Source organism: Paraburkholderia sp. BR10937 (assembly GCF_040965695.1).
GTDB lineage: Bacteria > Pseudomonadota > Gammaproteobacteria > Burkholderiales > Burkholderiaceae > Paraburkholderia.
On sequence record NZ_JBFRCL010000051.1, the window covers coordinates 40,832 to 63,815 of the forward strand.

At 63.4% G+C, this 22,984-nt stretch carries 21 protein-coding genes; 13 read left to right on the top strand and 8 right to left on the bottom strand.

Annotated features, from left to right (window positions below):
• Positions 1–140: 140 nt before the first annotated feature.
• The 4 genes from AB4Y44_RS31970 to AB4Y44_RS31985 all read right to left on the bottom strand — a co-directional run bounded on the left by AB4Y44_RS31970 (position 141) and on the right by AB4Y44_RS31985 (position 7,394).
• Positions 141–1,463, bottom strand: coding sequence for a leucine-rich repeat-containing protein kinase family protein (locus AB4Y44_RS31970; RefSeq protein WP_368701794.1), 1,323 nt, complete (start codon positions 1,461–1,463; stop codon positions 141–143).
• 115 nt (positions 1,464–1,578) lie between these two features.
• Positions 1,579–3,033 (bottom strand): efflux transporter outer membrane subunit, encoded by a 1,455-nt coding sequence (locus AB4Y44_RS31975; RefSeq protein WP_342924748.1) that lies wholly within the window; start codon positions 3,031–3,033, stop codon positions 1,579–1,581.
• Positions 3,030–6,257, bottom strand: a complete 3,228-nt coding sequence (locus tag AB4Y44_RS31980) for an efflux RND transporter permease subunit (protein WP_368701795.1) — start codon at positions 6,255–6,257, stop codon at positions 3,030–3,032. Before AB4Y44_RS31980 ends, AB4Y44_RS31975 begins: the two co-directional genes overlap by 4 nt.
• A 9-nt stretch (positions 6,258–6,266) precedes the next feature.
• Complete coding sequence (locus AB4Y44_RS31985) at positions 6,267–7,394, bottom strand: efflux RND transporter periplasmic adaptor subunit (protein WP_368701808.1); 1,128 nt, start codon at positions 7,392–7,394, stop codon at positions 6,267–6,269.
• 390 nt (positions 7,395–7,784) lie between these two features.
• Here AB4Y44_RS31985 and AB4Y44_RS31990 point away from each other — a divergent pair, with 390 nt between their 5' ends.
• The gene (locus AB4Y44_RS31990) at positions 7,785–8,426 is read left to right on the top strand and encodes a TetR/AcrR family transcriptional regulator (protein ID WP_368701796.1); all 642 of its coding nucleotides are present in this window, start codon (positions 7,785–7,787) and stop codon (positions 8,424–8,426) included.
• Positions 8,427–8,454: 28 nt separating this feature from the next.
• Here AB4Y44_RS31990 and AB4Y44_RS31995 read toward each other — a convergent pair whose 3' ends face one another.
• Positions 8,455–8,910, bottom strand: a complete 456-nt coding sequence (locus AB4Y44_RS31995) for an MEKHLA domain-containing protein (RefSeq protein ID WP_342924744.1) — start codon at positions 8,908–8,910, stop codon at positions 8,455–8,457.
• A 325-nt stretch (positions 8,911–9,235) separates the two neighbouring features.
• Between AB4Y44_RS31995 and AB4Y44_RS32000 the strand changes: the two genes are divergently transcribed.
• The 6 genes from AB4Y44_RS32000 (at position 9,236) to AB4Y44_RS32025 (ending at position 13,199) form a co-directional block, all read left to right on the top strand.
• Positions 9,236–9,772, top strand: a complete 537-nt coding sequence (locus AB4Y44_RS32000) for a DapH/DapD/GlmU-related protein (RefSeq protein WP_368701797.1) — start codon at positions 9,236–9,238, stop codon at positions 9,770–9,772.
• 26 nt (positions 9,773–9,798) lie between these two features.
• On the top strand, positions 9,799–10,098 hold the full coding sequence (locus tag AB4Y44_RS32005; RefSeq protein WP_368701798.1) for a DUF3311 domain-containing protein: 300 nt from the start codon (positions 9,799–9,801) through the stop codon (positions 10,096–10,098).
• A 152-nt stretch (positions 10,099–10,250) separates the two neighbouring features.
• The gene (locus AB4Y44_RS32010) at positions 10,251–11,792 is read left to right on the top strand and encodes a methyl-accepting chemotaxis protein (protein WP_368701809.1); all 1,542 of its coding nucleotides are present in this window, start codon (positions 10,251–10,253) and stop codon (positions 11,790–11,792) included.
• A gap of 145 nt (positions 11,793–11,937) precedes the next feature.
• Complete coding sequence (locus AB4Y44_RS32015) at positions 11,938–12,294, top strand: molybdopterin-binding protein (protein WP_368701799.1); 357 nt, start codon at positions 11,938–11,940, stop codon at positions 12,292–12,294.
• A 291-nt stretch (positions 12,295–12,585) separates the two neighbouring features.
• Positions 12,586–12,792, top strand: a complete 207-nt coding sequence (locus tag AB4Y44_RS32020) for a hypothetical protein (protein WP_342924741.1) — start codon at positions 12,586–12,588, stop codon at positions 12,790–12,792.
• 65 nt (positions 12,793–12,857) lie between these two features.
• Positions 12,858–13,199, top strand: a complete 342-nt coding sequence (locus AB4Y44_RS32025; RefSeq protein WP_342924740.1) for an RcnB family protein — start codon at positions 12,858–12,860, stop codon at positions 13,197–13,199.
• Positions 13,200–13,304: 105 nt separating this feature from the next.
• On the opposite strand, the gene AB4Y44_RS32030 is transcribed toward AB4Y44_RS32025, so the two are convergent.
• Positions 13,305–13,673, bottom strand: coding sequence for an antibiotic biosynthesis monooxygenase family protein (locus AB4Y44_RS32030; RefSeq protein ID WP_342924739.1), 369 nt, complete (start codon positions 13,671–13,673; stop codon positions 13,305–13,307).
• 95 nt (positions 13,674–13,768) lie between these two features.
• Here AB4Y44_RS32030 and AB4Y44_RS32035 point away from each other — a divergent pair, with 95 nt between their 5' ends.
• From AB4Y44_RS32035 to AB4Y44_RS32050, 4 genes are all read left to right on the top strand, one after another.
• On the top strand, positions 13,769–14,245 hold the full coding sequence (locus AB4Y44_RS32035) for a MarR family winged helix-turn-helix transcriptional regulator (RefSeq protein WP_368701800.1): 477 nt from the start codon (positions 13,769–13,771) through the stop codon (positions 14,243–14,245).
• Positions 14,246–14,318: 73 nt separating this feature from the next.
• A complete protein-coding gene (cls, locus tag AB4Y44_RS32040) occupies positions 14,319–15,590 on the top strand; it encodes a cardiolipin synthase (protein WP_368701801.1) in 1,272 nt (423 codons plus the stop codon).
• A 110-nt stretch (positions 15,591–15,700) separates the two neighbouring features.
• Positions 15,701–16,687, top strand: a complete 987-nt coding sequence (locus AB4Y44_RS32045; protein ID WP_368701802.1) for a GNAT family N-acetyltransferase — start codon at positions 15,701–15,703, stop codon at positions 16,685–16,687.
• A 96-nt stretch (positions 16,688–16,783) separates the two neighbouring features.
• Entirely contained in the window at positions 16,784–18,025 is a 1,242-nt protein-coding gene (locus AB4Y44_RS32050; RefSeq protein ID WP_368701803.1) for a cystathionine gamma-synthase family protein, read from the top strand.
• Between the two features lie 62 nt (positions 18,026–18,087).
• On the opposite strand, the gene AB4Y44_RS32055 is transcribed toward AB4Y44_RS32050, so the two are convergent.
• The gene (locus AB4Y44_RS32055) at positions 18,088–18,990 is read right to left on the bottom strand and encodes an NAD-dependent epimerase/dehydratase family protein (RefSeq protein WP_368701804.1); all 903 of its coding nucleotides are present in this window, start codon (positions 18,988–18,990) and stop codon (positions 18,088–18,090) included.
• 132 nt (positions 18,991–19,122) lie between these two features.
• On the bottom strand, positions 19,123–20,052 hold the full coding sequence (locus AB4Y44_RS32060) for a LysR substrate-binding domain-containing protein (RefSeq protein ID WP_368701805.1): 930 nt from the start codon (positions 20,050–20,052) through the stop codon (positions 19,123–19,125).
• 138 nt (positions 20,053–20,190) lie between these two features.
• Between AB4Y44_RS32060 and AB4Y44_RS32065 the strand changes: the two genes are divergently transcribed.
• The gene (locus AB4Y44_RS32065; protein WP_368701806.1) at positions 20,191–21,357 is read left to right on the top strand and encodes a mandelate racemase/muconate lactonizing enzyme family protein; all 1,167 of its coding nucleotides are present in this window, start codon (positions 20,191–20,193) and stop codon (positions 21,355–21,357) included.
• A gap of 105 nt (positions 21,358–21,462) precedes the next feature.
• A complete protein-coding gene (gene dctA / locus AB4Y44_RS32070; RefSeq protein ID WP_368701807.1) occupies positions 21,463–22,815 on the top strand; it encodes a C4-dicarboxylate transporter DctA in 1,353 nt (450 codons plus the stop codon).
• The last annotated feature ends 169 nt before the right edge of the window (positions 22,816–22,984 follow it).

A 22,984-nucleotide genomic window follows, 5' to 3' on the forward strand; every position in this document is an offset into this window, starting at 1 on the left:
TGATCCCCAACGATTCAACTGTAGTTGCTCGTTGCACGAATGAGTGTGGGAAAGAGGACAGAATTCTTGTCCTTCACACCGAGTATTCAGCGGCTTGCGAAAATTCCTCGGGCGTCAGCGAAACCGCCCGTTTCATGGCGTCAGGCGGACAGCCGCTCGACAATCTCCTCGAACAAAGGCCGCCGGTCGATTTGCTCGGCGAAACAGTCTGCGATCAGCGCATCGAACCCGGCGTCGCGTTCATGGGCCTCTCCGGCCAGACGTTGCGCGAGTTCTTCCAGCAGGCAGCCGAACGCGCGCACCTCGATGCGCTCGAGCGCCTGAGACTGTGCGCGATCGTCGCTATCGCGAAAGGACGCCGCGCCGAAGTCGCCGAGCAAAACATGCCCCGAGCCGTCGTGCAGGATATTGTGCGCATAGAGATCGCCGTGCATGATCCCGCACCCATGCAGATGCCGCGCCGCCGATGCGATCCCGCGCGCGATCTGCAACGCAACCGGGCGGTCGAACAGCACGTCGGCTGCGTAGACGTCCCGCGTACACGAGTCGAGGCTCGGCGGACCGGCGAGATTGACGAACGACGGAGGGATGAGTTCCATCACGAGACCGTGCTCGCCCAGCGGATGACCCGTGATCTTGCCGAGTACCGGGATAAGGTTCGGATGCGGCCCGGCTTGCAGGCACGCGGCCATTTCGAGCTCCGGCAAACCGTCGCTCGTTACCGCGCCCTTGAACAGCTTGACGGCGACCGCCTCCACCGGATGCCCGTCGCGCAAAAGACGCGTCGCGCGATGCGTCACGCCCGATGCGCCCTCGCCGAGCGTTTGCCCGAGCGCGAGCGAATGCCAGTCGATATCGGGCACCGGCGCATCGGCCAGCGCCACCTGCTCGCGCGCGACGTTCAGCGGATTGCCCGCGTAGGCGAGCCACGCGAGCCGCGGCAGGCGCAACAGCCAGTCGGGCAATGCGTCGAGCCGGTTCGCCGAAATCCGCAGCAGTTCGAGCCGGCTGCAGGCGCCCATCGTCTCGGGCAACGAGCGCAGCCGGTTGCCGGCGAGCATCAGCTTCTGCAGATGCGGACGCTCGCCGATTTCGGCCGGCAGCGCATCGACGTCGTTATCGGTCAGGATCAGCCAGCGCAATTGCGGCGGCAGCGCGCGCCCCGAAACGCGGCGGATGCGGTTCGCCTTGAAGCCGACCATGCTCAGCGATTCGCAGTCGCCGAGTACAGGCGGCAACTCGGTGAACGGGTTATTCGAAGCGAACAGAATGCGCAGACGGCGCAGCCTCGGCAGGTCGTCCGGCAGCGACGTGAGCGCATTGCCCGAGAGGTCGAGCACCTCGAGGGTGTCGGCGAGGTCGAAGATCTCGCGCGGAAATTCGGTCAACCCGCAGGCGAGCTTGAGCTGTCGTGCGCCGGCGAGTTGCCCGTCACGCAGTTGTTCGAGGGTAGCGGTCTTCACGCGTGAATGGAATCGAGTAATGGCAAGGAAGTCGCAAGCGCCGCTGCACAATGCAGCGCCGACCATCGCAATTCTAGCGGGTGACTCGCCTGGGCCGCATTTTGGGCTGCAAGCTTCAGGAACGCGCCTGCTCGCTTGCGGCAGCCTGCTCGTGCACGCTCGTCGCCGACCAGCCGCCGCCCAGCACCTTGTACAGCGTGACCTGATTCGAGAGCTTCGCCAGCTCGTCGGTGACGAGTTGCTCCTGTGCCGTATAGAGCGTGCGCTGCGCGGTCAGCACGGTCAGGAAGCTGTCGGTGCCGGTCTTGTAGCGCGCCTGCGCGAGATCGTAGTAATCCTGCGCCGATTTCACGTAGTCGCGGTCCGCCGCGACCTGATCGACATAGGTCGCGCGTCCCGCCAGTGCGTTCGACACTTCCTTGAACGCCGTCTGGATCGCCTTTTCGTAGTCGGCCACGTCGATTTCCTTCTCGATCTTCGCCACGTCGAGCGACGCCTTGTTGCTGCCGTAATCGAAGATCGGCATCGTGATCGTCGGCGCGAACGTCCACGCACCCGTGCTCGCCTTGAACAGCTGCGAGAGGCTCGTGCTGGCGGTGCCGGCGCTCGCTGTCAGCTCGATCTTGGGAAAGAACGCCGCGCGTGCGGCGCCGATGTTCGCGTTCGCCGCCTTGAGCGTATGCTCCGCCTCGACGATATCGGGCCGCCGCGCGAGCAGATCGGATGGCATGTCCGCATCGACGTCGGCGAACATGGTGTCGCCCTCGAGCAGCGTGGGCCCGGTGGCGAAGTCGTCGGGCAACGGACAGCCGATTTCGGCGATCAGGTTGTTGCGGTCCTGCGCGACCGCGCGCGTGTATGACGCCACGCTTGCGCGTGCGCTCGCCAGCGACGTCTGCGCCTCGCGCACGTCCTGCAGCGACGCGCTACCGATCTTCATCATGCTCACCGTGAGATCGTAGGTGCTCTGGTCGGCCGCAGCGGTGTCGGTCGAGACCTTCAGCAGGGTCTCGTCGGAGAGCAATTGCAGATAGTCGGTCGCCACATCGGCCACGAGCGAAAGCTGCGTGCTGGTGCGCGAGGCCTGCGTCGACAAATAGTTTTCGAGCGCCTGGCGCTTGAGGCTCCGGATGCGCCCGAAGAAGTCGATTTCCCACGACGTCGTGCCGACCGACACGGTGTTCGAGTGGCTCACCGCGCCGTCGGTGCGCGTGTTCGTGAGCGAGCCGCCGGCGTCGATCGTCGGCGCCAGTTCCGCGCGCGTGATGCGGTACTGCGCCTCGTACTCGGCCACCTGCAGCGCCGCGACACGCAGGTCCCGGTTGTGGTCGAGTGCGAGCCCGATCAGCTCCTGCAGGCGCGGGTCCTTGAAGTAGTCGCGCCAGCCGACGTCGGCCGCGTTCGGTGCCGCGGGTGATGTTGAGGGCGTAGCCGCCGATGCACCCGTAGCGTACGCGGCGCCCGTTGGCCACGTGGTGGAGACCGGCGCAGCGGGCCGTTGATAAACCGGGTCGAGAGAACATGCACTCAATGCTGCAGCACAGAGCACGGATAGAAGCTTCAGTTTCATTCCTGTTCCTTTGCGGGCTGCGCGGCTTCGCCGTCGCCATGCTCTTTGAACAGCCGGCGCACGACGATGAAAAACACGGGCACGAAGAAGATGGCGAGCGCTGTCGCCGCGACCATCCCGCCCGCAACGCCGGTCCCGATCGCATGGCGCGCGGCCGAGCCCGCGCCCGTGCTGATCACGAGCGGCAGCACACCGAACACGAAAGCCAGTGATGTCATCAGGATCGGCCGCAAGCGCTGGTGTGCGGCTTCGAGCGTGGCCTCGACGAGCCCGCGGCCCTGCTCCTGGAGATCCTTCGCGAATTCGAAGATCAGAATCGCGTTCTTCGTTGCGAGGCCGATTGTCGTCAGCAGGCCGACCTTGAAATACACGTCGTTCGACAGCCCGCGCAAATGCGCGCCTAACAACGCGCCAAGCACGCCGATCGGCACCACGAGAATGACCGCGAGCGGCACCGACCAGCTTTCGTACAGCCCCGCGAGGCACAGAAACACCACGATCAGCGAAATCGCATACAGATACGTGGCCTGCGAACCGGCAAGCACTTCCTGATACGACTGCCCCGTCCACTCGATGCCGAATCCGGTGGGCAACTGCTTCGCGAGATTTTCGACGGCGGCCATCGCCTGGCCGGTGCTCACACCGGGCGCGGGCTGTGCGCTCATCTGCATCGCCAGTTCGCGGTTGTAGCGCTCGATTTGCGGCGGCCCGAACGTCCAGCGCGTAGTGGCGAATGCGGAGAACGGCACCATCTGGCCGTCATAGCCCGACGTCGTCGTGGACGATGTAGACGTCGAACCCGAAGTCGAAGTCGAGCTCGACGACGAACTCGAGGATGACGAAGTACTCGACGACGACGAATCCGCGCGCACGTACCATTGCCCGACGTCGTCCGGCATCATCCGGTACGGTGCATCCGCCTGCACGTAGACCTTCTGGATTCGCCCGGTGTCGATGTAGTTGTTCACGTACGCGGAGCCGAACGCGGTGGAAATCGTCGTGTCGACATCGGCGATGGACAGCCCCAGTGCACTCGCCTTTTCGCGGTCGATATCGACGTAGAGCTGCGGCGTATCTTCGAGGCCGGCCGAGCGCGTCATTGCGAGCGACGGGTCTTTCGCGGCCAGCGCGAGGAACTGGTTGCGCGCCTTCAGCAGCTTGTCATGCCCCTGGCCCGCGCGGTCCTCGATCTCGAAGTCGAGGCCGCTTTGCGTGCCGAGACCATGAATTGCGGGCTCGTTCATCACGAAGATCTGCGCATCGCGATTGCCCGCGAAGGCCGCGTTCGCGCGATAGATCACCGCCTGCGCGCTATCGTTCGAGCCGCGCTGGCTCCAGTCCTTCAGCTGCACGAACGCGAGCGCATTGTTCTGCCCTTGCCCGTTGAAGCTGAAACCGTTCACGGCCATCACGTGCGTCACCGCGGGCTGCTTCAGGAAATACTGCTCGACGGCTGCGACGGTCTGCAGCGTCTTCGAAGAAGGCGTGCCGACCGGCGCCGAAATCGACACCATGATCGCGCCCTGATCCTCTTCCGGCAGATACGACGAAGGCAGCGTCACGTACAGAATGCCGACCACGCCCACGATCAGTCCAAAACCGAGCATCCAGCGCGCGGGCCTGGCCACCACGCGCGCAAGCGTGGCGCTGTAGCGCGCGTTGCCCTTCGTGAAAAAGCGATTGAACGCGCCAAGCAAGCCGCGACTCTGTGCGTGCTCGACGGCCGACGGGTTCAGCAGGCTCGCGCAGAGCGCGGGCGTGAGCGTCATGGCGAGCAGCACCGAGAGCACCATCGCCGAAACGATGGTGACCGAGAACTGGCGATAGATCGCGCCGGTCGAGCCGGAAAAGAAGGCCATGGGGATGAAGACGGCGGTCAGCACAGTCGTCACGCCGACGAGCGCGCCGGTGATCTGGCTCATCGCCTTCTTCGTCGCCGCCTTCGCATCGAGCTTCTCTTCGGCCATGATGCGCTCGACGTTTTCGACGACGACGATCGCGTCGTCCACGAGCAGGCCGATCGCGAGCACCATGGCGAACATCGAAAGCACGTTGATCGAAAAGCCGATCGCCGACATCACGCCCAGCGTGCCGAGCAGCGCGACCGGCACGACGATCGTCGGAATCAGCGTCGCACGCAGGTTCTGCAGGAACAGATACATCACGAGGAACACGAGGATCACCGCTTCGAAGAGCGTCTTCATGACCTCCTCGATCGAGATCTTCACGAACGGCGTGGAGTCGTACGGATACGCGATCGCCACGTCCTTCGGCAATTGCGGCTGCAGCTCCACGAGCTTCGCGCGCACGGCCTTCGCGACCGCCATGGCGTTCGCGCCGGTCGAGAGCTTGACGGCCAACGCGGCGGCCGGCTTGCCGTCGAGCCGCGAGGACGTATCGTATGAATCGCCGCCCACTTCGACGCGTGCGACGTCTTTGAGTCGAACCTTCGAGCCGTCGCTGTTCACGCGCAGCAGAATGTCGCCGAACTGGTCGGCAGTCGTCATCAGGCTCGAAGCCGAGATCGTCGCGTTGATTGCCTGGGAATCCGTAGCAGGCGCGCCGCCGAGTTCGCCGACGGAAAGCTGCACGTTCTGGTTGGTGACCGCTGTCGTCACGTCGGACGCGGTGACACCGAAACTGCGCAGCTTCACGGGGTCGAGCCAGATCCGCATGGCATGCTGCGCGCCAAAGAGCGTAACGTCGCCCACGCCGCTGATCTGGGTAAGCGGGTCCTCGATCTGCGTGGCGATGACATTGCCGAGGTCGATCGAATTGAGCGAGCCGCCCGGCGAAGACAGGGCGACGATCATCAGAAAGTCGCTCGACGCCTTCGCCACCTGCACGCCCTGCTCCTGCACCGTCTCCGGCAGCGAAGCGGTGGCCTGAGTCACCTTGTTCTGGACCTGCACCTGCGCGATGTCCGGATTGGTGCCTGGCTTGAACGTCAGGTTGATGGTCGCCTGCCCCGCTCCACTACTCGTCGACGACATATAGAGCAAGTTATCGATGCCGGAAAGCTTCTGCTCGATCACCTGGGTGACGGCTTTCGCGACCGTGTCGGCGGAGGCGCCCGGATAGGTCGCCGTGACCTGCACCGAAGGCGGCGCGATAGTCGGATACTGTTCGATCGGCAGCGTGGTAGTCGCCGCGCCGCCGATCAACATGATGACGATCGCGACGACCCACGCGAGGATCGGGCGCTGGATGAAGAAACCTGCCATGCGCCCTCCTTACGACTTCGCAGCAGACGAAGCCGCAACTGCGCTGGCCAAGTTCGCGGCCACGTGAACCGCCACGCCCGCCTGCACCTTCTGCAGCCCGCTCACGATCACGCGATCGCCTGCCTTCAGTCCGCTCGTGACGATCCACTGGTCTGCATAAGCGCTGTCCGCGTGCACCGCCACCTGCTTCGCGTGCCCCGTCGCATCGACGACCCAGACGCTCGCGCCGCCGTCCGAAGCGCGCGTGACCGCGAGTTGCGGTACGAGCAGCGCGCTCGAGCTCTCGCCCTCGTCGAGCTGCGCGCGCACGAACATGCCGGGCAGCAGTTCGCCTTCCGGGTTCGGGAAGACCATGCGCAGCGTGACCGAGCCCGTTGTGGCGTCGACGGTGATGCCTGAAAACTGCAGCACGCCCGCGTGTGCGTACGGCGTGCCGTCCTCCATCACGAGCTGCACCGCCGCGCCCGTGCCCGACCGCTTGAGCCGGCCCGAGGCAAACGCCTTGCGCAAGCGCAGCCAGTCGGCGCTCGAGCGCGTGACGTCGAGGTACATCTCGTCGTATGCCTGAATGGTGGCGAGCGGGGTGGTCTGCTCCGAGGTCACGAGCGCGCCTTCGGTCACCGACGAAGCGCCGATGCGGCCTGAAATGGGCGCCGTGATCCGCGTGTAGCCGAGATTGATGCGCGCCGACTCGAGCGATGCGCGATCCGCAATCACGTCGGCCTCGTCCTCGCGAACGGCCGCGATCGCATCGTCGTTGTCCTGCGCGCTGACCGCGTTGATCTTCACGAGCTGTGCGTAGCGGTCGGCTTTTGTCTTCGCCGAAGCGAGCGTTGCCTGAGCCTTGGCGAGCGTGCCGCGCGCCTGATCGTAGGTCGCCTGGTAGGTGGCCGGATCGATCTGGTAGAGCACCTGCCCCGCCTTCACGTCCGAGCCCTCGACGAAGAACCGTTTCTGCACGATGCCGCCAATCTGCGGCCGCACATCCGACACCTTGAGCGACGAAAGCCGGCCCGAAAGCTCGGCCGTCATCACGATGCGTTGCGGTACGAGCGTCTTGACGCCGACTTCGACGCGCTGGCTGGCGGGGTTAGCGGGCATCCCGGCGTCGTGACGTTGACAGCCGGCGACCAATATGACGGTCGAGCAGAAAAGCGCCGTGCTCAAGCGTCGGCCTTTCCTGTTCCACCCCTCTCTTGCATGAATCTGTTGTGGCATATATCCCATCGAATCGTGCATTGACTCGCCTTGCCGGAACATCGGAAGGCGCGAAGCCATTGACTCGCAGTACTAAGCGGTTGAAGTCTTGCAGCCCGGAAAGGCGGATACCTCGTTGCGTATCCGCTTCCAAACCTGAATTGGATGTTCCCGGTCACATAACTAAACTGAACGGTATGGTTTATAATGGAACGATCGATGGCTGTCAATCGCCTTACCCGGCAACGAATGTTTCAATCCATGACGAGTCGGGGTATTGACGTGGGCGCTCGCGTCCCAGCCTGAGAGCGAGTGAGGAAGGGAGACCCCATGAGAAAGAAGACCGAAGAAAAGCGTCAATCCATCATCGAAGCCGCGCTGGCAGTGTTCCGGGACGTCGGCTTCGAGCAGGCGTCGATGACGCAAATCGCAGCTCGTTCGGGTGCGTCGAAGGCGACGCTGTATAGCTATTTCGAGTCGAAAGAGGCGTTATTTGCTGAAACAATGACGAGCCGCGCGGGGACGGAAATCCGCCATGCGTTCAGTCAGCTGACGCTCGATATGCCGCTAGGCGAGTCGCTCGTCGCGTTTGGGGTGCACTACCTGACGGCCGTGCTGCAGCCCTCTGTTCTGGCTACGCGCCGGCTGTGCTATCAGGAGGTCGACCGCTCGAACGTGGGGCGGACCTTGTACGAATCGGGTCCGAAACGGGGCTTGATGCACGTGCGCGATTTTCTGGCGAGCGCGATCGCAGCGGGCACAATCCGGCCGTGCGACCCAGGCGTCGCCGCGCAACATCTGCTGGCGCTTCTCGAAGCCGAGCTGGTCGAAATCGCGACGCTTGGCTATGAGGTCAAAGCCTCGCGCGCGAAATTGCTGGAGGTCGTGAACCGGGCAATCGACGTATTTCTCGCGGGCTATGCCGTGGCAGCGCCGCAAGCGAACCGCAAGGGTTCGCAGAACGCGAAATGATGGCGGGCTTCGCGAGGGCAAGCCCGCGTCAGCACGGCGCAACGTGCGGAATCATCGCGGCCTGCCCGTGCAGCACACCGGCTTCGTCAATCAGTTGCCATACGGTCGCGTGCTCGATCCAGAAGCGCTGCCCCGATTTCGTGATGCGGATGCCGCGATAGTCTCTCACGAAGCCTTCGCGCGTCACCGAATCGAGAAATGACTGGCGCTCGCTACGCTCGGGAGCCTGCGCGGAAAGACGCGAAGGCAGCGCCGTGATTTCGTCCCAATCGTAGCCGAAGATCGCTTGCGCGCGACGATTGCCATACATGAACACGGGGTCCGCCTGCGTGCCGTGCGCAAGCAAGCCGAACGGCGCGCGCTCGTAGAGCCAGGCCGCGCCCTCTGTGTCGCCCATGCCTTCGGGTACGAGCGCAACGCCCAACAGGCGGCGATAGCTGTTGGCGAGAAGGCGAAAAAATTCGGTATCCGTGGTCCGTGACATGCAGACTGGCTCCTTCGAGTCGAGAGGTTGCTTGCGCGTTGCGCAATTCTATCAACCGTGCGCGAGAGTGGGCGCCCAGCCCAGTCTCCCGCAACAACACGGTCCTCGACACGTGGTCTCCATTCGCATCGCTGCGAGCCGATGCCGCGGTATCGGCGACTTCAGCGTGCGACACGCCAACCTGACCGGCTTCCTCGGTCTCATGGCCGATGTCGCGTGGACAACGCTCGGCCCATGCGAACCAGGCCGGACGCTCGATATGCTTCGCTCTTGTCGCGCCGAAGGTGTTCCGGTCGAGGTTCGCGGCGCCTTCAAGGTGCCTCGCATGATCGATTACGTCATGCCCGAAGACGTCTGGATTGCCGATGCCGACCGGGTGCTGCTGGGCGCGCACCTGGCTTGCGGCACCACGGTGGCGGCGGAAGGCTTCGTCGGCGTCAATGCCGGCACGATCGGACCGTGCATGGTGGAAGGCCGCATCAGTCTCGGCGCGTTGGTGGGCGAGCTATCCGACGTGGGCGGCGGCGCGTCGATCATGGGGACGACCTCCAGAGGCGGCAAGCATCAGGTGACGATCGGGAAACGTTGCCTGCCTGGCGCGAACGCCGGCGTCGGCATTTCGCTCGGAGACGATTGCGCGGTCGAAGCGGGCTTGTACCTCACGGCCGGAACCCGCATCCGGCTTGCTTCGGGTGACGTGGTAAAAGCCATAGACCTCAGTGGCCGAAGCGGCCTCGTGTATCGGCGCAGTTCGCAAACCGGTCAGATCGAAGCACTGGAAAGCGCCAGGAGCTGGGGGTCGCTGCATCCGTCGCTGCACCGTCCGTCGCCTCAACCGTATCTCGCCACGTTGGACAGCTAGTTATTTCGCAGCGCTGATCATTTCAATTGAAAGACAATCCAGAATCGCTGCGACGCTGGCTTTCCCTGTTGTATTTGCCGTGGCTGGCCCTCATCGCCGTGCCCGCCTGCGACACGATCGATCCCATGTGGGACGGCACGCCGTTCTTCTACTGGTATCCGCTGTTCTGGCTGCTGGGTGGCTGCGTGACAAGCGGCATCGTGTTTCTCGCAGGCGACGTGAATGCCGCGAATCGCGCCACAAGGGGCGACGGCGCCTCGACGCCAGACCCGGACTCCGCGGCCGAGTTTCATTTCGAAGCGTTCGAAGGAGACGTCGATCTCTAGCTCGCGGCGCTGCACGCGCAAGGTGGTGTTTACAACGGCATATGTATGACGAAAGCAGGCGTAACGCGCGAAAACTCAAGAACAGCAGGCTCGAGCCGTAATAAGGAGGTCGGCGCGTCATGCGCCCCTGCATTTACAGCCATACGACTCCCATGAAACTCAGCCGCAAGATTCCCCTCGCCTTCGCCGCGTCGCTCACCCTCATGTCAGCGGGTGCGTTCTACGGCATCCACACGCTCAACGAGGCCATCGATACTTACCGCACCACCGTACAGGACGCCGCCGCGAGCGAGCGCATGGTGTCGGCCACGCTCGTCGAGTTCAAGCTGCAGGTGCAGGAGTGGAAAGACACACTCCTGCGCGGCAAGGACCCGCAAAAACTCGATCGTTACTGGAGCGCGTTTCAGAAGCGCGAGCGCACCGTGAACGATCTCGCCGCCGCGCTCGAAACGAAACTGCCCGAAGGCGAAGCGCGCACGCTCGTCGCGCAGTTCGCCGAGGCGCACGAGGCGATGGGCCAGGGGTATCGCAAGGGCTTCGAGGCGTTCAAGGCGGCGGGCGCCGATCCCGTTGCGGGCGATACCGTGGTCGCCGGCGTCGATCGCGCGCCAGCCCAACTGCTCGACCGCGCCGCGCAGACCATTGCCGCCACCAACGCGCAAGTGGCCACCCAGGCCGCGGTGGAGGCCGCGCACGCCACCATCGTGAGCGCCGTGCTGATGGTGGTCGCGTTCCTGCTCGCACTGGCGGGCGGCGTGCTGTTCAGCCGCACGGTCACGAGCCCGCTGGGCCGCGCCGTGAACTTTGCGCGCGAGGTCGCCGACGGCGACCTGTCGACCGATCTGCATGCGCATGGCGACGACGAAACCGCGGAACTGCTCACTGCGCTTTCGAAAATGCAGACGAGCCTCGCGCGCGTGGTGAGCGAGGTCCGCGCCAACGCCGAAGGCGTGGCAACGGCGAGCGCGCAGATCGCCTCGGGCAACCAGAATCTGTCCTCGCGCACCGAAGAGCAGGCGGCGTCGCTCGAAGAAACGGCCGCAAGCATGGAAGAGCTGACGTCGATCGTACGCATGAACGCCCAGAATGCGGAGCACGTCAGTTCGCTTGCGGGGACGGCGGCGCAGACCGCGGCGCGCGGCGGCACGGTGATGCGCGGCGTGGTCGGCACGATGCAGTCCATTGCGGACAGCTCGAGCAAGGTCGGCGAGATCATCGGCTTGATCGACGGCATCGCGTTCCAGACCAACATCCTTGCGCTCAACGCCGCCGTAGAAGCGGCGCGCGCGGGCGAGCAGGGCCGCGGCTTCGCCGTCGTCGCGGGCGAAGTCCGCACGCTCGCGCAGCGCAGCGCGAGCGCGGCGCGCGAGATCAAGGCGCTCATCGAGCAGTCGAAGGAACACGTCGAAAGCGGATCGTCCCAGGTGGCCGACGCCGGCCAGATCATCGACGAGATCGTCGAAGCCGTGCAGCGGGTTTCCGGCACCGTGCAGGATATTTCGACGGCGTCGCGCGAGCAGTCGACAGGCATCGAGCAGGTGAACATCGCCGTCACGCAAATGGACGAGGTCACGCAACAGAACGCGGCGCTCGTGGAGGAGGCATCGGCTGCGACGTATGCGCTGGCCGAGCAGGCGCACGCGCTTCGCGAGACCGTGGCCGCGTTCAGGCTCAGGGAGGGCGCCCTCGCCTGACTTCAAGCGATTGCCGTGCGCGCTGGGGGACTGAAGCGCCGCGGCATGTCCGGCATCTTGCGGGCGAGGCTGACTGCGGCCTGTCGCGAGCGTAATATACGCGGAACTATAGCGAATGCTACATTGCCGGCCCGGAGACTCATGCATGGAAATCGCCACCGCCCCCGTCCCGATCGACCACACCGCCGGACAAAGTGCCCCGCTCCAGCTCACGGGCAGCCTCGTGCGTCCGCTGTCCCTTTTGCTCGAGGCGCTCCGGCAATATCCGGCCGTGACGGGCCCGGCGTTCGACCTGCGCTGCTACACCACGCAGCGCTTCATTCGGGCGGTCGCGCCCTATCGCGGCGTACGCCTGACGGACCTGCTCGCGTACGAATGCGGGGACAAAGCGCTCGACGCGCAGCACGGCGCCCCGGTGCTGTTTTCGGGCGCCGATCCCGTACCCGCGCCGCGCCACGTCAAACGTCTCGCGCGCATCGAGGCTCGCGTCCTCGCGCGCTGAGCCTGTTCCCCGGCTGGCCTGTGCAACGCAGGCTGGCCGTCACTGACTGACACGCCCGGCCGCGGCTCGCCTTGCGGCTATGGCAGCCACCGCCGCCGTGTTCGCGCTCCAATTTTGTGAGGCGATACGCCGCACAAAAACTTCGCTCCCATTGCTTGAAAGCAAATCTTACGAAATGTAAACTTGATGCAAGCTTTGGATTCGGACGCAGTCTACCCGGGGCTCCCCTCGAACCTCGAGTCAATCCATCGATAATTTAGTCATCCTTTACTTTATTGCCAGGAGAAAACCGTGAACACGTACATCAACCGACTCAACGCCACGTTCGCGATTGCCGGCCTCCTCATGATGGCGCCGTTCATGGCCATGGCCCGCTTGCCAGCGCCGAGCACTGTCCCGCATGGCGAATCCCTCGTCAAGAAGCGTACGTCGAACCGCGTCGCCAATGAGGAGCGTCGCGCCAGCGAATCCGGTGGAAGTGAATCCGTTAGTGAGTGATCAACATTCCTAAGTAAATTTCAGCTCACTTCCTTTTTTCTTGAACGCTATTTGGAACATTCACCATGAAAGCGAAAGTCACGACATTCTTCATTATTGCCGCCCTGCTCGCCACGACAGGCACCGCGTTCGCATCGCAGCCTGAACACCGTCCGGGCAACCCGCCGCCCACCTCGATCGAACGAGCCAACCGTCCGGTGGGTGCGATTCCGCATCGCGACTGGCAGCGCGGCGACCGCCTGCCGCCTGAGTACCGTGACCGGATTTTCGTGGTCGAAAACTGGAACCAGCACGGCCTGAAAGCGCCCCCGCGCGGCTACCATTGGGTCGGCGTAGCCGGCGACTACGTGCTCGTTGCCAGCGCGACCGGTGTGATCTCAACGGTTCTGCCCGCCGCCACCCATTGATCATGCCGTTGTTTTCCCACGCTTTGCCCGCTCTTCGCCGCCACGCGGCCGAGGGCCGGCAACCGGCAGCGACCTGAAATCAAGCCGCAACGACGGCAAATAAAGCTAGCTCTCGCAAATACCCGGCACGGCAACTTTCTGGAAGATATGCGGCGACGCGATCACCGAGGAAGGGTAAGCGCCCAGACTCGAACGGAATGCAGGTGCAGAGAACGCCGCCCGAAAATGCGCCGTGGATTCCCAGACCGCGTAATTCAAATAAGCTGCCTGCTCTCCGAGCGCCCGATGGAGTTGCGTTGAAATAAAGCCGGCTTGCTGCTTCATGAACGCAGCGTCTTCCTGCCAGGCCTCGAGAAACTTCGCCTCATCGGCCAGATCCAGTGTGAAAACATTCACGAGCACGACGGGCTCGGCGTCAATGGCAAGTTGGCGTTCGATCGGGAAAGAAGGATCAAGCGGTCGTAATTGCAGCATGGTGCACTCCAGAGTCTAAAAGCATGATGTCAACCGGTCATGGCCAATTTATAGTAAATTGACATGATGATGTCAATTTGAAAATAAGGTGACATATGCATGAAGCTGCGAGAACACCGGCCGGCGAACTCCTGTCGGGCATCATGCTCGATCTCTTCCGGCTCAATAGCGGCCTGCTCACCGCGGGCGACCGCCTGGTCGAGGGCCTCGGGCTCACGAGCGCACGCTGGCAAATGCTCGGCGCCATCCGTGCCGCGGAGCGGCCACAGCCAGTGGCCTGGATCGCCCGCGATCTGGGGGCCAATCGGCAAAACGTGCAGCGGATCGTGAACGACCTTGCCAACGACGGTCTGGTCCGCTTCGAGGCCAACCCTCACCATCGCCGCGCGCAGCTTGTCGTTTTGACCGACGAGGGCCGGCAAGCCTTAGAAGCGGCCATGCGTCTTCAGGCCCCCTGGGTCAACCAGCTCTCCGATGGCGTGACCGTCAACGAAATCAAGACCTTGCAGCGCGTCATCATGAAATTGCAGGCGCATCTGGACGACATGGCCGGAGCCGACGAGCCGGACTGATCTCCCGGCGCTGCGTGCGCATGCAATGTGCTACAGCAGGGCATCGTTACCATCCGCGAGGCGAGGCCCACGCATGTCGACCATTGCCCTCATTGTCGTGACGGTCGCGGTGACGCTCGTCGTCATCCTGGTGATCGCGAACCTCACGAGCGGCGAAAAGAAGATCGAGCACAAGATCAACCGGCTCTACGCGAGCGACAGTCCGCAGTTCATCCGTTCGATGGGGCTGCTGCTCGGGCCGCCCGTCGTGGAAGGCAACCGCTTCGAGGTGCTCGTGAACGGCGACGCAATCTTTCCGTCGATGCTGGCGGGCATCCGCTCGGCGCAGCACACCATCACCTTCGAGACCTTCATTTATTGGTCCGGGGCGATAGGCGAAGAAGTCGCCCGTGCGCTATCCGACAAGGCGCGCGCGGGCGTCGCCGTGCATGTGCTGCTCGACTGGGTAGGTTCGTCGAAGATGGACAAGCGCTATCAACGCATGCTGCGCGAGGCGGGTGCCCAGCTCGTGCTGTATCACAAGCCGCACTGGACGGGTCTTGGCCGCATGAACGACCGCACGCACCGCAAGCTGCTCGTGATCGACGGACGCATCGGCTTTACGGGCGGCGTGGGTATCGCCGATGAATGGACCGGCCACGCGCAGGACGAAAAGCATTGGCGCGACACGCACTTTCGCATCGAAGGCCCCGCGGTCGGACAGATGCAGGCGGTCTTCATGGACAACTGGGTCAAGTCGACGGGCAATGTGCTGCACGGCACGCAGTACTTTCCCGAGATCGACGCCGCGGGCCACGGCCTCGCGCACATGTTCAGCAGTTCACCCTCGGGCGGCAGCGACGACATGGAACTGATGTACCTCATGGCGATCACCGCCGCCGCGCACTCCATTCATTTGTCGACGGCGTACTTCGTGCCGGACAAGCTGACGATCAACGCAATCGTCGAGGCGGTGAAGCGCGGCGTGAAGGTGCGCATCATCACGCCCGGCAAGCGCATCGACACTCACACGGTGCGCGAGGCGTCGCGCGCGTGCTGGGGCGACCTGCTCGCGGCGGGCGTGGAGATGTACGAGTATGAGCCGACGATGTTCCATTGCAAGCTGATCGTCGTAGACGAATATCTGGTGTCGGTCGGCTCGACCAACTTCGACAGCCGCTCGTTCAAGCTCAACGACGAGGCCAATCTCAACATCTACGACCGCGATTTCGCGCGCCAGCAGACCGCCATTTTCGATGCCGACGCCGCGCTTGCCAAACGCATCACGCTCGAAGACTGGCGCCGCCGTTCGCTCCAGGAAAAGCTCCTCGAACACGCGGCCGCCCTGCTCGATTCGCAGCTCTGACGCCTGCGCGAGCGCGGCGATGCCAATCGACAACGTAGCGAAGATCGCCGACAATCGGTGCCCGACATCGGGCAGTCGACAAAGCAAACAGAAAAAAGGGACCGCAATCCATGCTGCACATCGAGGACCTGGCTGCTCCGCCAGAGGGGTTTCTGCGCGACGAGCCGGAGGGGGCGGAGTTTTACCAGGCCTTTCAGACGGCCCGGCTGGACGATTTCAGCTTCGGATATTTCGCCGTGTACCGCGACAACGCGCTCGTTACCGTGGCGCCCTACTTCGTGATGGATTTCCGGCTCAACACGCTGCTGCCCAGCGGCTGGCTGAAGCACAGCCTGAGTTGGATCCGCTTCAAGCTGGCCTGCATCGGGCACCCGACCGTCGATGCCGGCCGCATCGAGGGCGAAGTCTCGCGGGAGACGCTCGCGGCCATCAGCACGGCGCTTGCGAAGAAAGGGAGCCTGCTCGCGTACAAGGGTTTCGCCGAGGACCTGCCGCTGCGCGGCTTCGTGGCGGCCAAAGGCCTGCCCGTGCCGGTGCTGTCGATCGGCCCGGACTACTACCAGGCCATGAAGAGCGACCGCAGGAACCTGCTCAAGCGCAAGCTGAAAAAGGCCGCCGGGCTGCGCTATGAAGAATGCACGGGTCTGCCCGATCACCTCGTCGCCAGGGTGTATGAGTTGTATCTGAACACCTGGCATAAGGCCGAGTTGAAGTTCGAGAAGCTCACGCCTGAGTATTTCGCCAATACCCGCGGCCTGAGCCATTATCTGCTGTACTTTCTGGACGACGAGCTGATCGGCTTCACCCAGTTGATCGGCAAGGGACGGCACCTCGTCAACCGCTATATCGGGCTCGACTATGACAAGAGCCAGCAATACGGCCTGTACTTCGCCATGTTCATTCGCACGGTCGAATTCGGCATTCGCGAAGGCTACGAGGAAATCGAGCTGGGCGCGACGTCCTATGAGTTCAAACGCATTCTGGGCGCCCGCCAGATTCCCACCTGGAATCACTATCGGCACAACAACGCGTTCGTCAACTGGCTGCTCGGCAAGCTGCGCAGCGTGCTGGAACCGTCGGAGTCCGAACTGCGTTAGCGCTCGCCGGATTGGCCCGGTGCGTCCCCGCTGCCGGCAACACGCGTTACAGGCGATAATGTGCCAAACGCAATCGACTTGAGAAACGGAGTAAGAATGAGCAAGCAAGGCTTCACCACTGGCATCGTTCACGGCGACAGGATCGCGGGCACCGAGCACGGCGGCGTGCGCCAGCCGATTCATACGTCCGTGCAATATGGTTTCGAGCGCGTCGAGGACCTGATCGGCGTGTTTCAGGGCACGAAGAAAGGCGGCTTCAACTACGCGCGGCAAGGCACCCCCACGACGGCCGCGCTCGAGCGCAAGATCACGAGCCTGGAAGGCGGCACCGGCACGGTCTGCTTCAGCACCGGCATGGCCGCGATCACGGCGACCTTCCTCACACTGCTGCGCGCGGGCGATCATCTCGTGTCGAGCCGTTACGTGTTCGGCAACACCAACAGCCTGTTCGGCACGTTGCGCACGCTCGGCGTGGAAGTCACGACCGTCGACGCCTGCGACGCCGAAAACGTGAAGAACGCCATCCAGCCGAATACGCGCATGGTGTTCGTCGAAACCATCGCGAATCCCGGCACGCAGATTCCCGACCTGCAAGGCATCGGCGAGCTGTGCCGCCAACGCGGCATCGTCTACGTCGTCGACAACACGATTACCTCGCCCGCCCTGTTCCAGCCGAAGGCGGTCGGCGCGAGCCTCGTCATCAACTCGTTGACGAAGACCATCGCGGGCCATGGCGCCGCGCTCGGCGGCGCGGTGACCGATACGGGCCTGTTCGACTGGAGCGCGTACCCGAACATCGCCGACGACTATCGGCGTTCGGCGGCGAAAGACCAGGGGCTCCTGCAGATCCGCAAGAAGGGCCTGCGGGACATGGGGGCATCGCTGTCGTCCGAGCAGGCGCACGCCATCGCCATGGGCGCGGAAACGCTCGCCCTGCGCGTGAAGCAAAGCAGCGACAATGCGCTCGCGCTCGCGCAGTTTCTCGAAGGTCACGAAGCCATCGGCAAGGTGTTCTACCCGGGCTTGAAGAGCCATCCGCAATACGAGGTTGCCCAGGCGCTCTTCAAGGGCGCGTCGTGGCTGCTCTCGTTCGAACTGCTCAACGCGGAGCGCATGATCGACGTCGTCAACGCGCTCGAACTGCCGATCAAGGCGACCGGCCTCGGCGACACGCGCACGCTCATCATTCCCGTCGCGCCGACGATCTTTTTCGAGGCCGGGCCTCAAACGCGCAAGGCAATGGGCATCTCCGACGGCATGCTGCGGCTTTCAGCGGGCATCGAGGATATCGACGACCTGATTGCGGACTTCTCGCAAGCGCTCAAGCTGGCGGCATAACGCCGGACGCATCGATGTCGTGAACGGGGCCAGCACACGCTGGCCCCGTGCGTTTGCAGCGCTTACGGATTGAAGCGTTTTGCCTCGTCGCGCCAGTAGTGCTGCTGCTGCCAGCCGAGCAGCCGCTTGAGCTTCTCGTTGCTGAGCAGCGTCTCGAACTCGCCGAGGGCCTTCTTGACCGGCACGCCCGGATAGTAGCGATCCAGCAGCGTCTGGGTCGGCAAGTCGGACGACACGTCGTCCGCCGCGACGTTCATGATCTCGAAGCCGAGGCCGTCCGTTTCGATGGCGAGGCGGCACGCATTGGCGAGGTCGCGCCCGTCGATATAGCTCCACGCAATGCGCTTGCGCAGCGCGGGGTCCTTGAGCCACGTGGAGAACTTCGCGTAGTCCTCGGGATCGAGCACATTGCCGATGCGAAAGCAGTAGATGTCCGACCCGGTGCGCGCCTGGAATGCCTTGGCGGTCACTTCGTTGACGACTTTCGAGGTGGCGTAGCTGTCCATCGGATCCACCGGATAGTTCTCGTCGAGCGGAAAGTACGCCGGATCGCGATGCCGGTGGGCGAACACCACGCCGTAAGTCGTCTCGCTCGAGGCCAGGATCACCTTGCGGACCCCCAGCTTCGCAGCGGCATCGAGAATGTTGTAAGTCCCCATCACGTTGATGCGGTAGACCTCGTTATCGGTCGTCAACATGATGCGAGGGATCGCCGCGAAGTGGACGATCGCGTCGATCGGCTTCGGCTCCAGGTCGTCGGCGAATTCCACCGGCGCCGTGGTCGAGGCGATCGCGTTGAAAACCTGGCCCGCGTCGGTGATGTCCGTGATCAGCGTGCGCGCGGTGCGTTTCGGCATGGGCACACGGTCCAGATTCAACACTTCGTAGCCGTGCGCAACCAGGTCCTCGACCACCCATTTGCCGGCCAGGCCGCTGCCGCCGGTCACTATCACTCGCTTTGTCATCTGTCTCTCTCCTGTTCGTGGCGTCATTCCAGACTCTGCAAACGCGCACGTTACCGCAAACATTGGCCGGCCGTCATGACCAACGCTCGCTTTCCAGCCGGATGGATTGTCTGCGCGGCGAGGAGACAAGCTTCACGCGCCCGATTGCGCAGGCGCGCCCACCGCAGGCTGCCGGTTGAAGCGCTCCGCCAGAAAATCGATGAACGCACGCGCTCGCGCCGATTGATTGCGCTTGTTCGGGTAATACACGAACAGATCGGCCAGCGGCTGCACGAACTCAGGCAGCACGACACGCAGCCGGCCGCTCTCCAGATACTTCGCCAGGTCCCACTCCGAGCGCAGCAGAATGCCGTGCCCGTCGAGCGCCCAGCCGAGCACGATATCGCCGTCGTTGCTCGACAGCATGCCGTGGACCTTCACCGAATGTGCCTCGCCGCCGCGCTCGAGGCGCCATATGCCGTAAGCGTTGTCGTTCTGCCGATGCACGATGCACTGATGATTGGCGAGATCGCCGAGCGTTGCGGGCGTGCCCTGCGTCTCCAGATAGCGCGGCGACGCGCACAGCAAGCGGCGGTTCGTCATGATGCGCCGCGCAATGAGCCGCTTGTCGGGCAGCTCGCCAAAACGGATCGCCAGATCCACGCCGCTTTCGACGAGGTCGATCGGCCGGTCGGTGACATCGAGCTGCACTTCGACATGCGGATGCCGCCTCGCAAACTCCGAAACGAGCGGCGCGATCGTCGTGCGCCCGAAGCCGAGCGTCGCGTTCACGCGCAGCAAACCGCGCGTGACGGAACGGCTCGACGACACCACATCTTCCATTTCCTTCACTTCGGCAAGGATGCGCGTCGCGTAGTGGAGGAAGGTCTCGCCTTCGGCGGTCAGGCTCACGCTACGGGTGGTCCGGTTGACGAGCCGCACGCCAAGGCGCGCCTCGAGCTGCGCGAGCCGCTTGGTCGCCGCCGGCGGCGTGATGTCCATGTCCCGCGCAACGCTTGAAAGGTTTCCGTAACGTCCGAGCAGGACGAAAAACTCCAGGTAGGAGGTCAGGTCATTCTTCACCGCAAGTTAATAAAGATGTGAAAACAAGTGAATCATAGTACCGATCCGGGCGCATAACCTAGCGTCTCCCATCGCCAGCGCATCGCGAACGACCGCGAGAACGACCGCGCATGCTGGCCGTGCCACCAGGAGACACCCGTGAGAATCGTTGAAATCCGCGAAAAAACCGTGCCGATCAGTTCCTCGATCCGCAACGCCTATATCGACTTCAGCAAGATGACGCTCAGCCTCGTCGCCGTGGTCACCGACGTGATCCGCGACGGCAAGCCCGTCATCGGCTATGGCTTCAACTCGAATGGCCGCTATGGCCAGGGCACGCTGATGCGCGAGCGCTTCATCCCGCGCATTCTCGAAGCCGATCCCGCCTCGCTCGTGAACGACGCGGGCGACAACCTCGACCCGCACAAGATCTGGGCGACGATGTTCACCAACGAAAAGCCGGGCGGCCATGGCGAGCGCTCGGTTGCGATCGGCACGATCGACATGGCGGTGTGGGACGCCGTGGCGAAGATCGAAGGCAAGCCGCTCTTCCAGCTGCTCGCCGAGCGCTACGGCAATGGCCAGCCCGACCGCAAGATCTTCGTCTATGCGGCGGGCGGCTACTACTACCCGGGCCAGGACCACAGCAAGCTCAAGGACGAAATGCGCAGCTATATCGACCGCGGCTACACGGTCGTGAAGAAGAAGATTGGCGGTGCGTCGCTCGACGAGGACCTGCGCCGCATCAATTCGATCCTGAGCGTGCTGGGCGACGGCCAGAAGCTTGCCGTCGACGCCAACGGCCGTTTCGATCTGGACACCGCGATCCAGTACGCAAAAGCGCTCTCGCAATACGACCTGTTCTGGTACGAGGAGCCGGGCGACCCGCTCGACTTCGAATTGCAGGCGACGCTGCGCAACTACTACGACAAGCCGATGGCGACCGGCGAGGATCTGTTCTCGATGCAGGACGCGCGCAACCTCATCCGCTACGGCGGCATGCGTCCGGACCGCGACTGGCTGCAGTTCGACTGCGCGTTGAGCTATGGCCTCGTCGAATATCTGCGCACGCTGGAGATGCTGCATCAGCACGGCTGGTCCGCGAGCCGCTGCATTCCGCACGGCGGCCATCAGATGTCGCTCAACATCGCGGCGGGCCTCGGGCTCGGCGGCAACGAGTCGTACCCAGACCTGTTCCAGCCTTATGGCGGCTTCCCCGATGGCGTGAAGGTCGACAACGGCTACATCACGATGCCCGACCTGCCCGGCATCGGCTTCGAGGGCAAGGCCGACCTGTTTGCGGAAATGCAGAAACTCGCGGCCTGACGCCGCAGCGAAGAGAAAAGCGCGACCGGAAACACAACCGCTGCACGCATGGCGGTTGGCGGTCGCCCAAGTTTACCTGGATGGCGCCATGCTCAGGAGACAGACATGCGGCCCTCGAAACTCAAAAAGTATCTTTCGAAGCTCTACATACAGGTCTTGATCGGGATCCTGGCGGGCATTCTCGTCGGGCACTTCTATCCGGATATCGGGGCCGATCTCAAACCGCTTGGCGACCTCTTCATCAAGCTGATCCGCATGGCGCTCGCGCCGATCATCTTCGCCTCGGTCGTCGTGGGCATTGCGCGCATGAACGATCTGCACGAGGCGGGCCGCGTAGGCGTGAAGGCGCTGCTCTACTTCGAAGTGGCATCGACCATCGCGCTTCTCGTGGGCCTCGTCGTCGTGAACGTGATCAAGCCGGGCAGCGGCATGAACATCGATCCGGCGCACCTCGACAGCTCGGCGATCGCCAGCTACGCGCACGCGGCCCACGATCACACGGCGCTCGGATTCCTCATGAGCATCGTGCCGAACAGCATCGTCGGCGCGTTTGCGAACGGCGAGATTCTGCCGATCATCTTTTTCTCGGTGCTGTTCGCCATTGCGCTGGCGAAGCTCGGCCCGCGCACCGCACCGCTCGTCGATATGCTCGACATGTTTTTGCAGGGCATGTTCGGCGTGGTGCGTATCGTCATGTATGTCGCGCCCGTGGGCGCGTTTGGCGGCATGGCGTTCACCATCGCGAAGTACGGGCTCGGCACGCTGGCGTCATTTGGCGAGTTGATGCTTTGTCTGTACGTGACGTCGATTGTCTTCGTCGTGGTCGTGCTCGGGCTCGCCATGCGCGTTTGCGGCTTTTCGCTGTGGAAGTATCTCCGCTATATCCGCGACGAAATCCTGATCACGTTCGGCACGGCATCGACCGAGGCCGTGCTGCCGCAGATGCTCGTCAAGATGGAGAACCTCGGCTGTTCGCGGCCCGTTGTCGGCATGGTGTTGCCGACCGGGTATACGTTCAACGCGGATGGCACGGCGATCTATCTCACGATGGCGGCCATCTTCGTCGCGCAGGCGATGAACATTCATCTCACGCTGCTCGATCAGCTTGTCGTGCTGAGCGTTTTGCTGCTGACTTCGAAGGGGTCTGCCGGGGTGGCCGGAGCGGGGTTTGTTGCGCTCGCTGCTACGCTTGCTTCGATGCACAAGATTCCGGTTTCAGGGCTCGTGCTGTTGTTGGGGGTGGATCGGTTTCTCAATGAAGCTCGGGCGGTGACGAATCTGATTGGGAATGGCGTGGCCACGATTGTGGTCGCCCGGTGGGAGGGCGCGATCGATGTTGCGCGGGCTCGGGCGGTTTTGAATGGTGAAGTTGGCGATGCGTCGGGCCCTGGTGATATGCCCTTGCATGATGGCGAGCCTGTTTCTGGCTCGAGGGGGCTGGTAGAAAACCACCTGTGAATCGAGTGTTTCGGGTTGGCCTGTTTTCGCGTCGGTATGCAGGCGTTGCCCCTGTGCGGGGCAATGCTCTCAACTTAAGCCCGATTGCATCACGCGAGTTTGTAGGCGAGGTGGAAATGGGGTTTGGCCTTTCTGGGTGGCCTGGGATAGGAGCGTGAGGGCTGTATGC

Coding starts and splice junctions, on each gene's coding strand:
- AB4Y44_RS31975 (WP_342924748.1), bottom strand. CDS start 3,033: ATGAAACTGAAGCTTCTATCCGTGCTCTGTGCTGCAGCATTGAGTGCA.
- AB4Y44_RS31980 (WP_368701795.1), bottom strand. CDS start 6,257: ATGGCAGGTTTCTTCATCCAGCGCCCGATCCTCGCGTGGGTCGTCGCG.
- AB4Y44_RS31990 (WP_368701796.1), top strand. CDS start 7,785: ATGAGAAAGAAGACCGAAGAAAAGCGTCAATCCATCATCGAAGCCGCG.
- AB4Y44_RS31995 (WP_342924744.1), bottom strand. CDS start 8,910: ATGTCACGGACCACGGATACCGAATTTTTTCGCCTTCTCGCCAACAGC.
- AB4Y44_RS32000 (WP_368701797.1), top strand. CDS start 9,236: ATGATCGATTACGTCATGCCCGAAGACGTCTGGATTGCCGATGCCGAC.
- AB4Y44_RS32010 (WP_368701809.1), top strand. CDS start 10,251: ATGAAACTCAGCCGCAAGATTCCCCTCGCCTTCGCCGCGTCGCTCACC.
- AB4Y44_RS32015 (WP_368701799.1), top strand. CDS start 11,938: ATGGAAATCGCCACCGCCCCCGTCCCGATCGACCACACCGCCGGACAA.
- AB4Y44_RS32025 (WP_342924740.1), top strand. CDS start 12,858: ATGAAAGCGAAAGTCACGACATTCTTCATTATTGCCGCCCTGCTCGCC.
- AB4Y44_RS32030 (WP_342924739.1), bottom strand. CDS start 13,673: ATGCTGCAATTACGACCGCTTGATCCTTCTTTCCCGATCGAACGCCAA.
- AB4Y44_RS32035 (WP_368701800.1), top strand. CDS start 13,769: ATGCATGAAGCTGCGAGAACACCGGCCGGCGAACTCCTGTCGGGCATC.
- cls (WP_368701801.1), top strand. CDS start 14,319: ATGTCGACCATTGCCCTCATTGTCGTGACGGTCGCGGTGACGCTCGTC.
- AB4Y44_RS32045 (WP_368701802.1), top strand. CDS start 15,701: ATGCTGCACATCGAGGACCTGGCTGCTCCGCCAGAGGGGTTTCTGCGC.
- AB4Y44_RS32050 (WP_368701803.1), top strand. CDS start 16,784: ATGAGCAAGCAAGGCTTCACCACTGGCATCGTTCACGGCGACAGGATC.
- AB4Y44_RS32055 (WP_368701804.1), bottom strand. CDS start 18,990: ATGACAAAGCGAGTGATAGTGACCGGCGGCAGCGGCCTGGCCGGCAAA.
- dctA (WP_368701807.1), top strand. CDS start 21,463: ATGCGGCCCTCGAAACTCAAAAAGTATCTTTCGAAGCTCTACATACAG.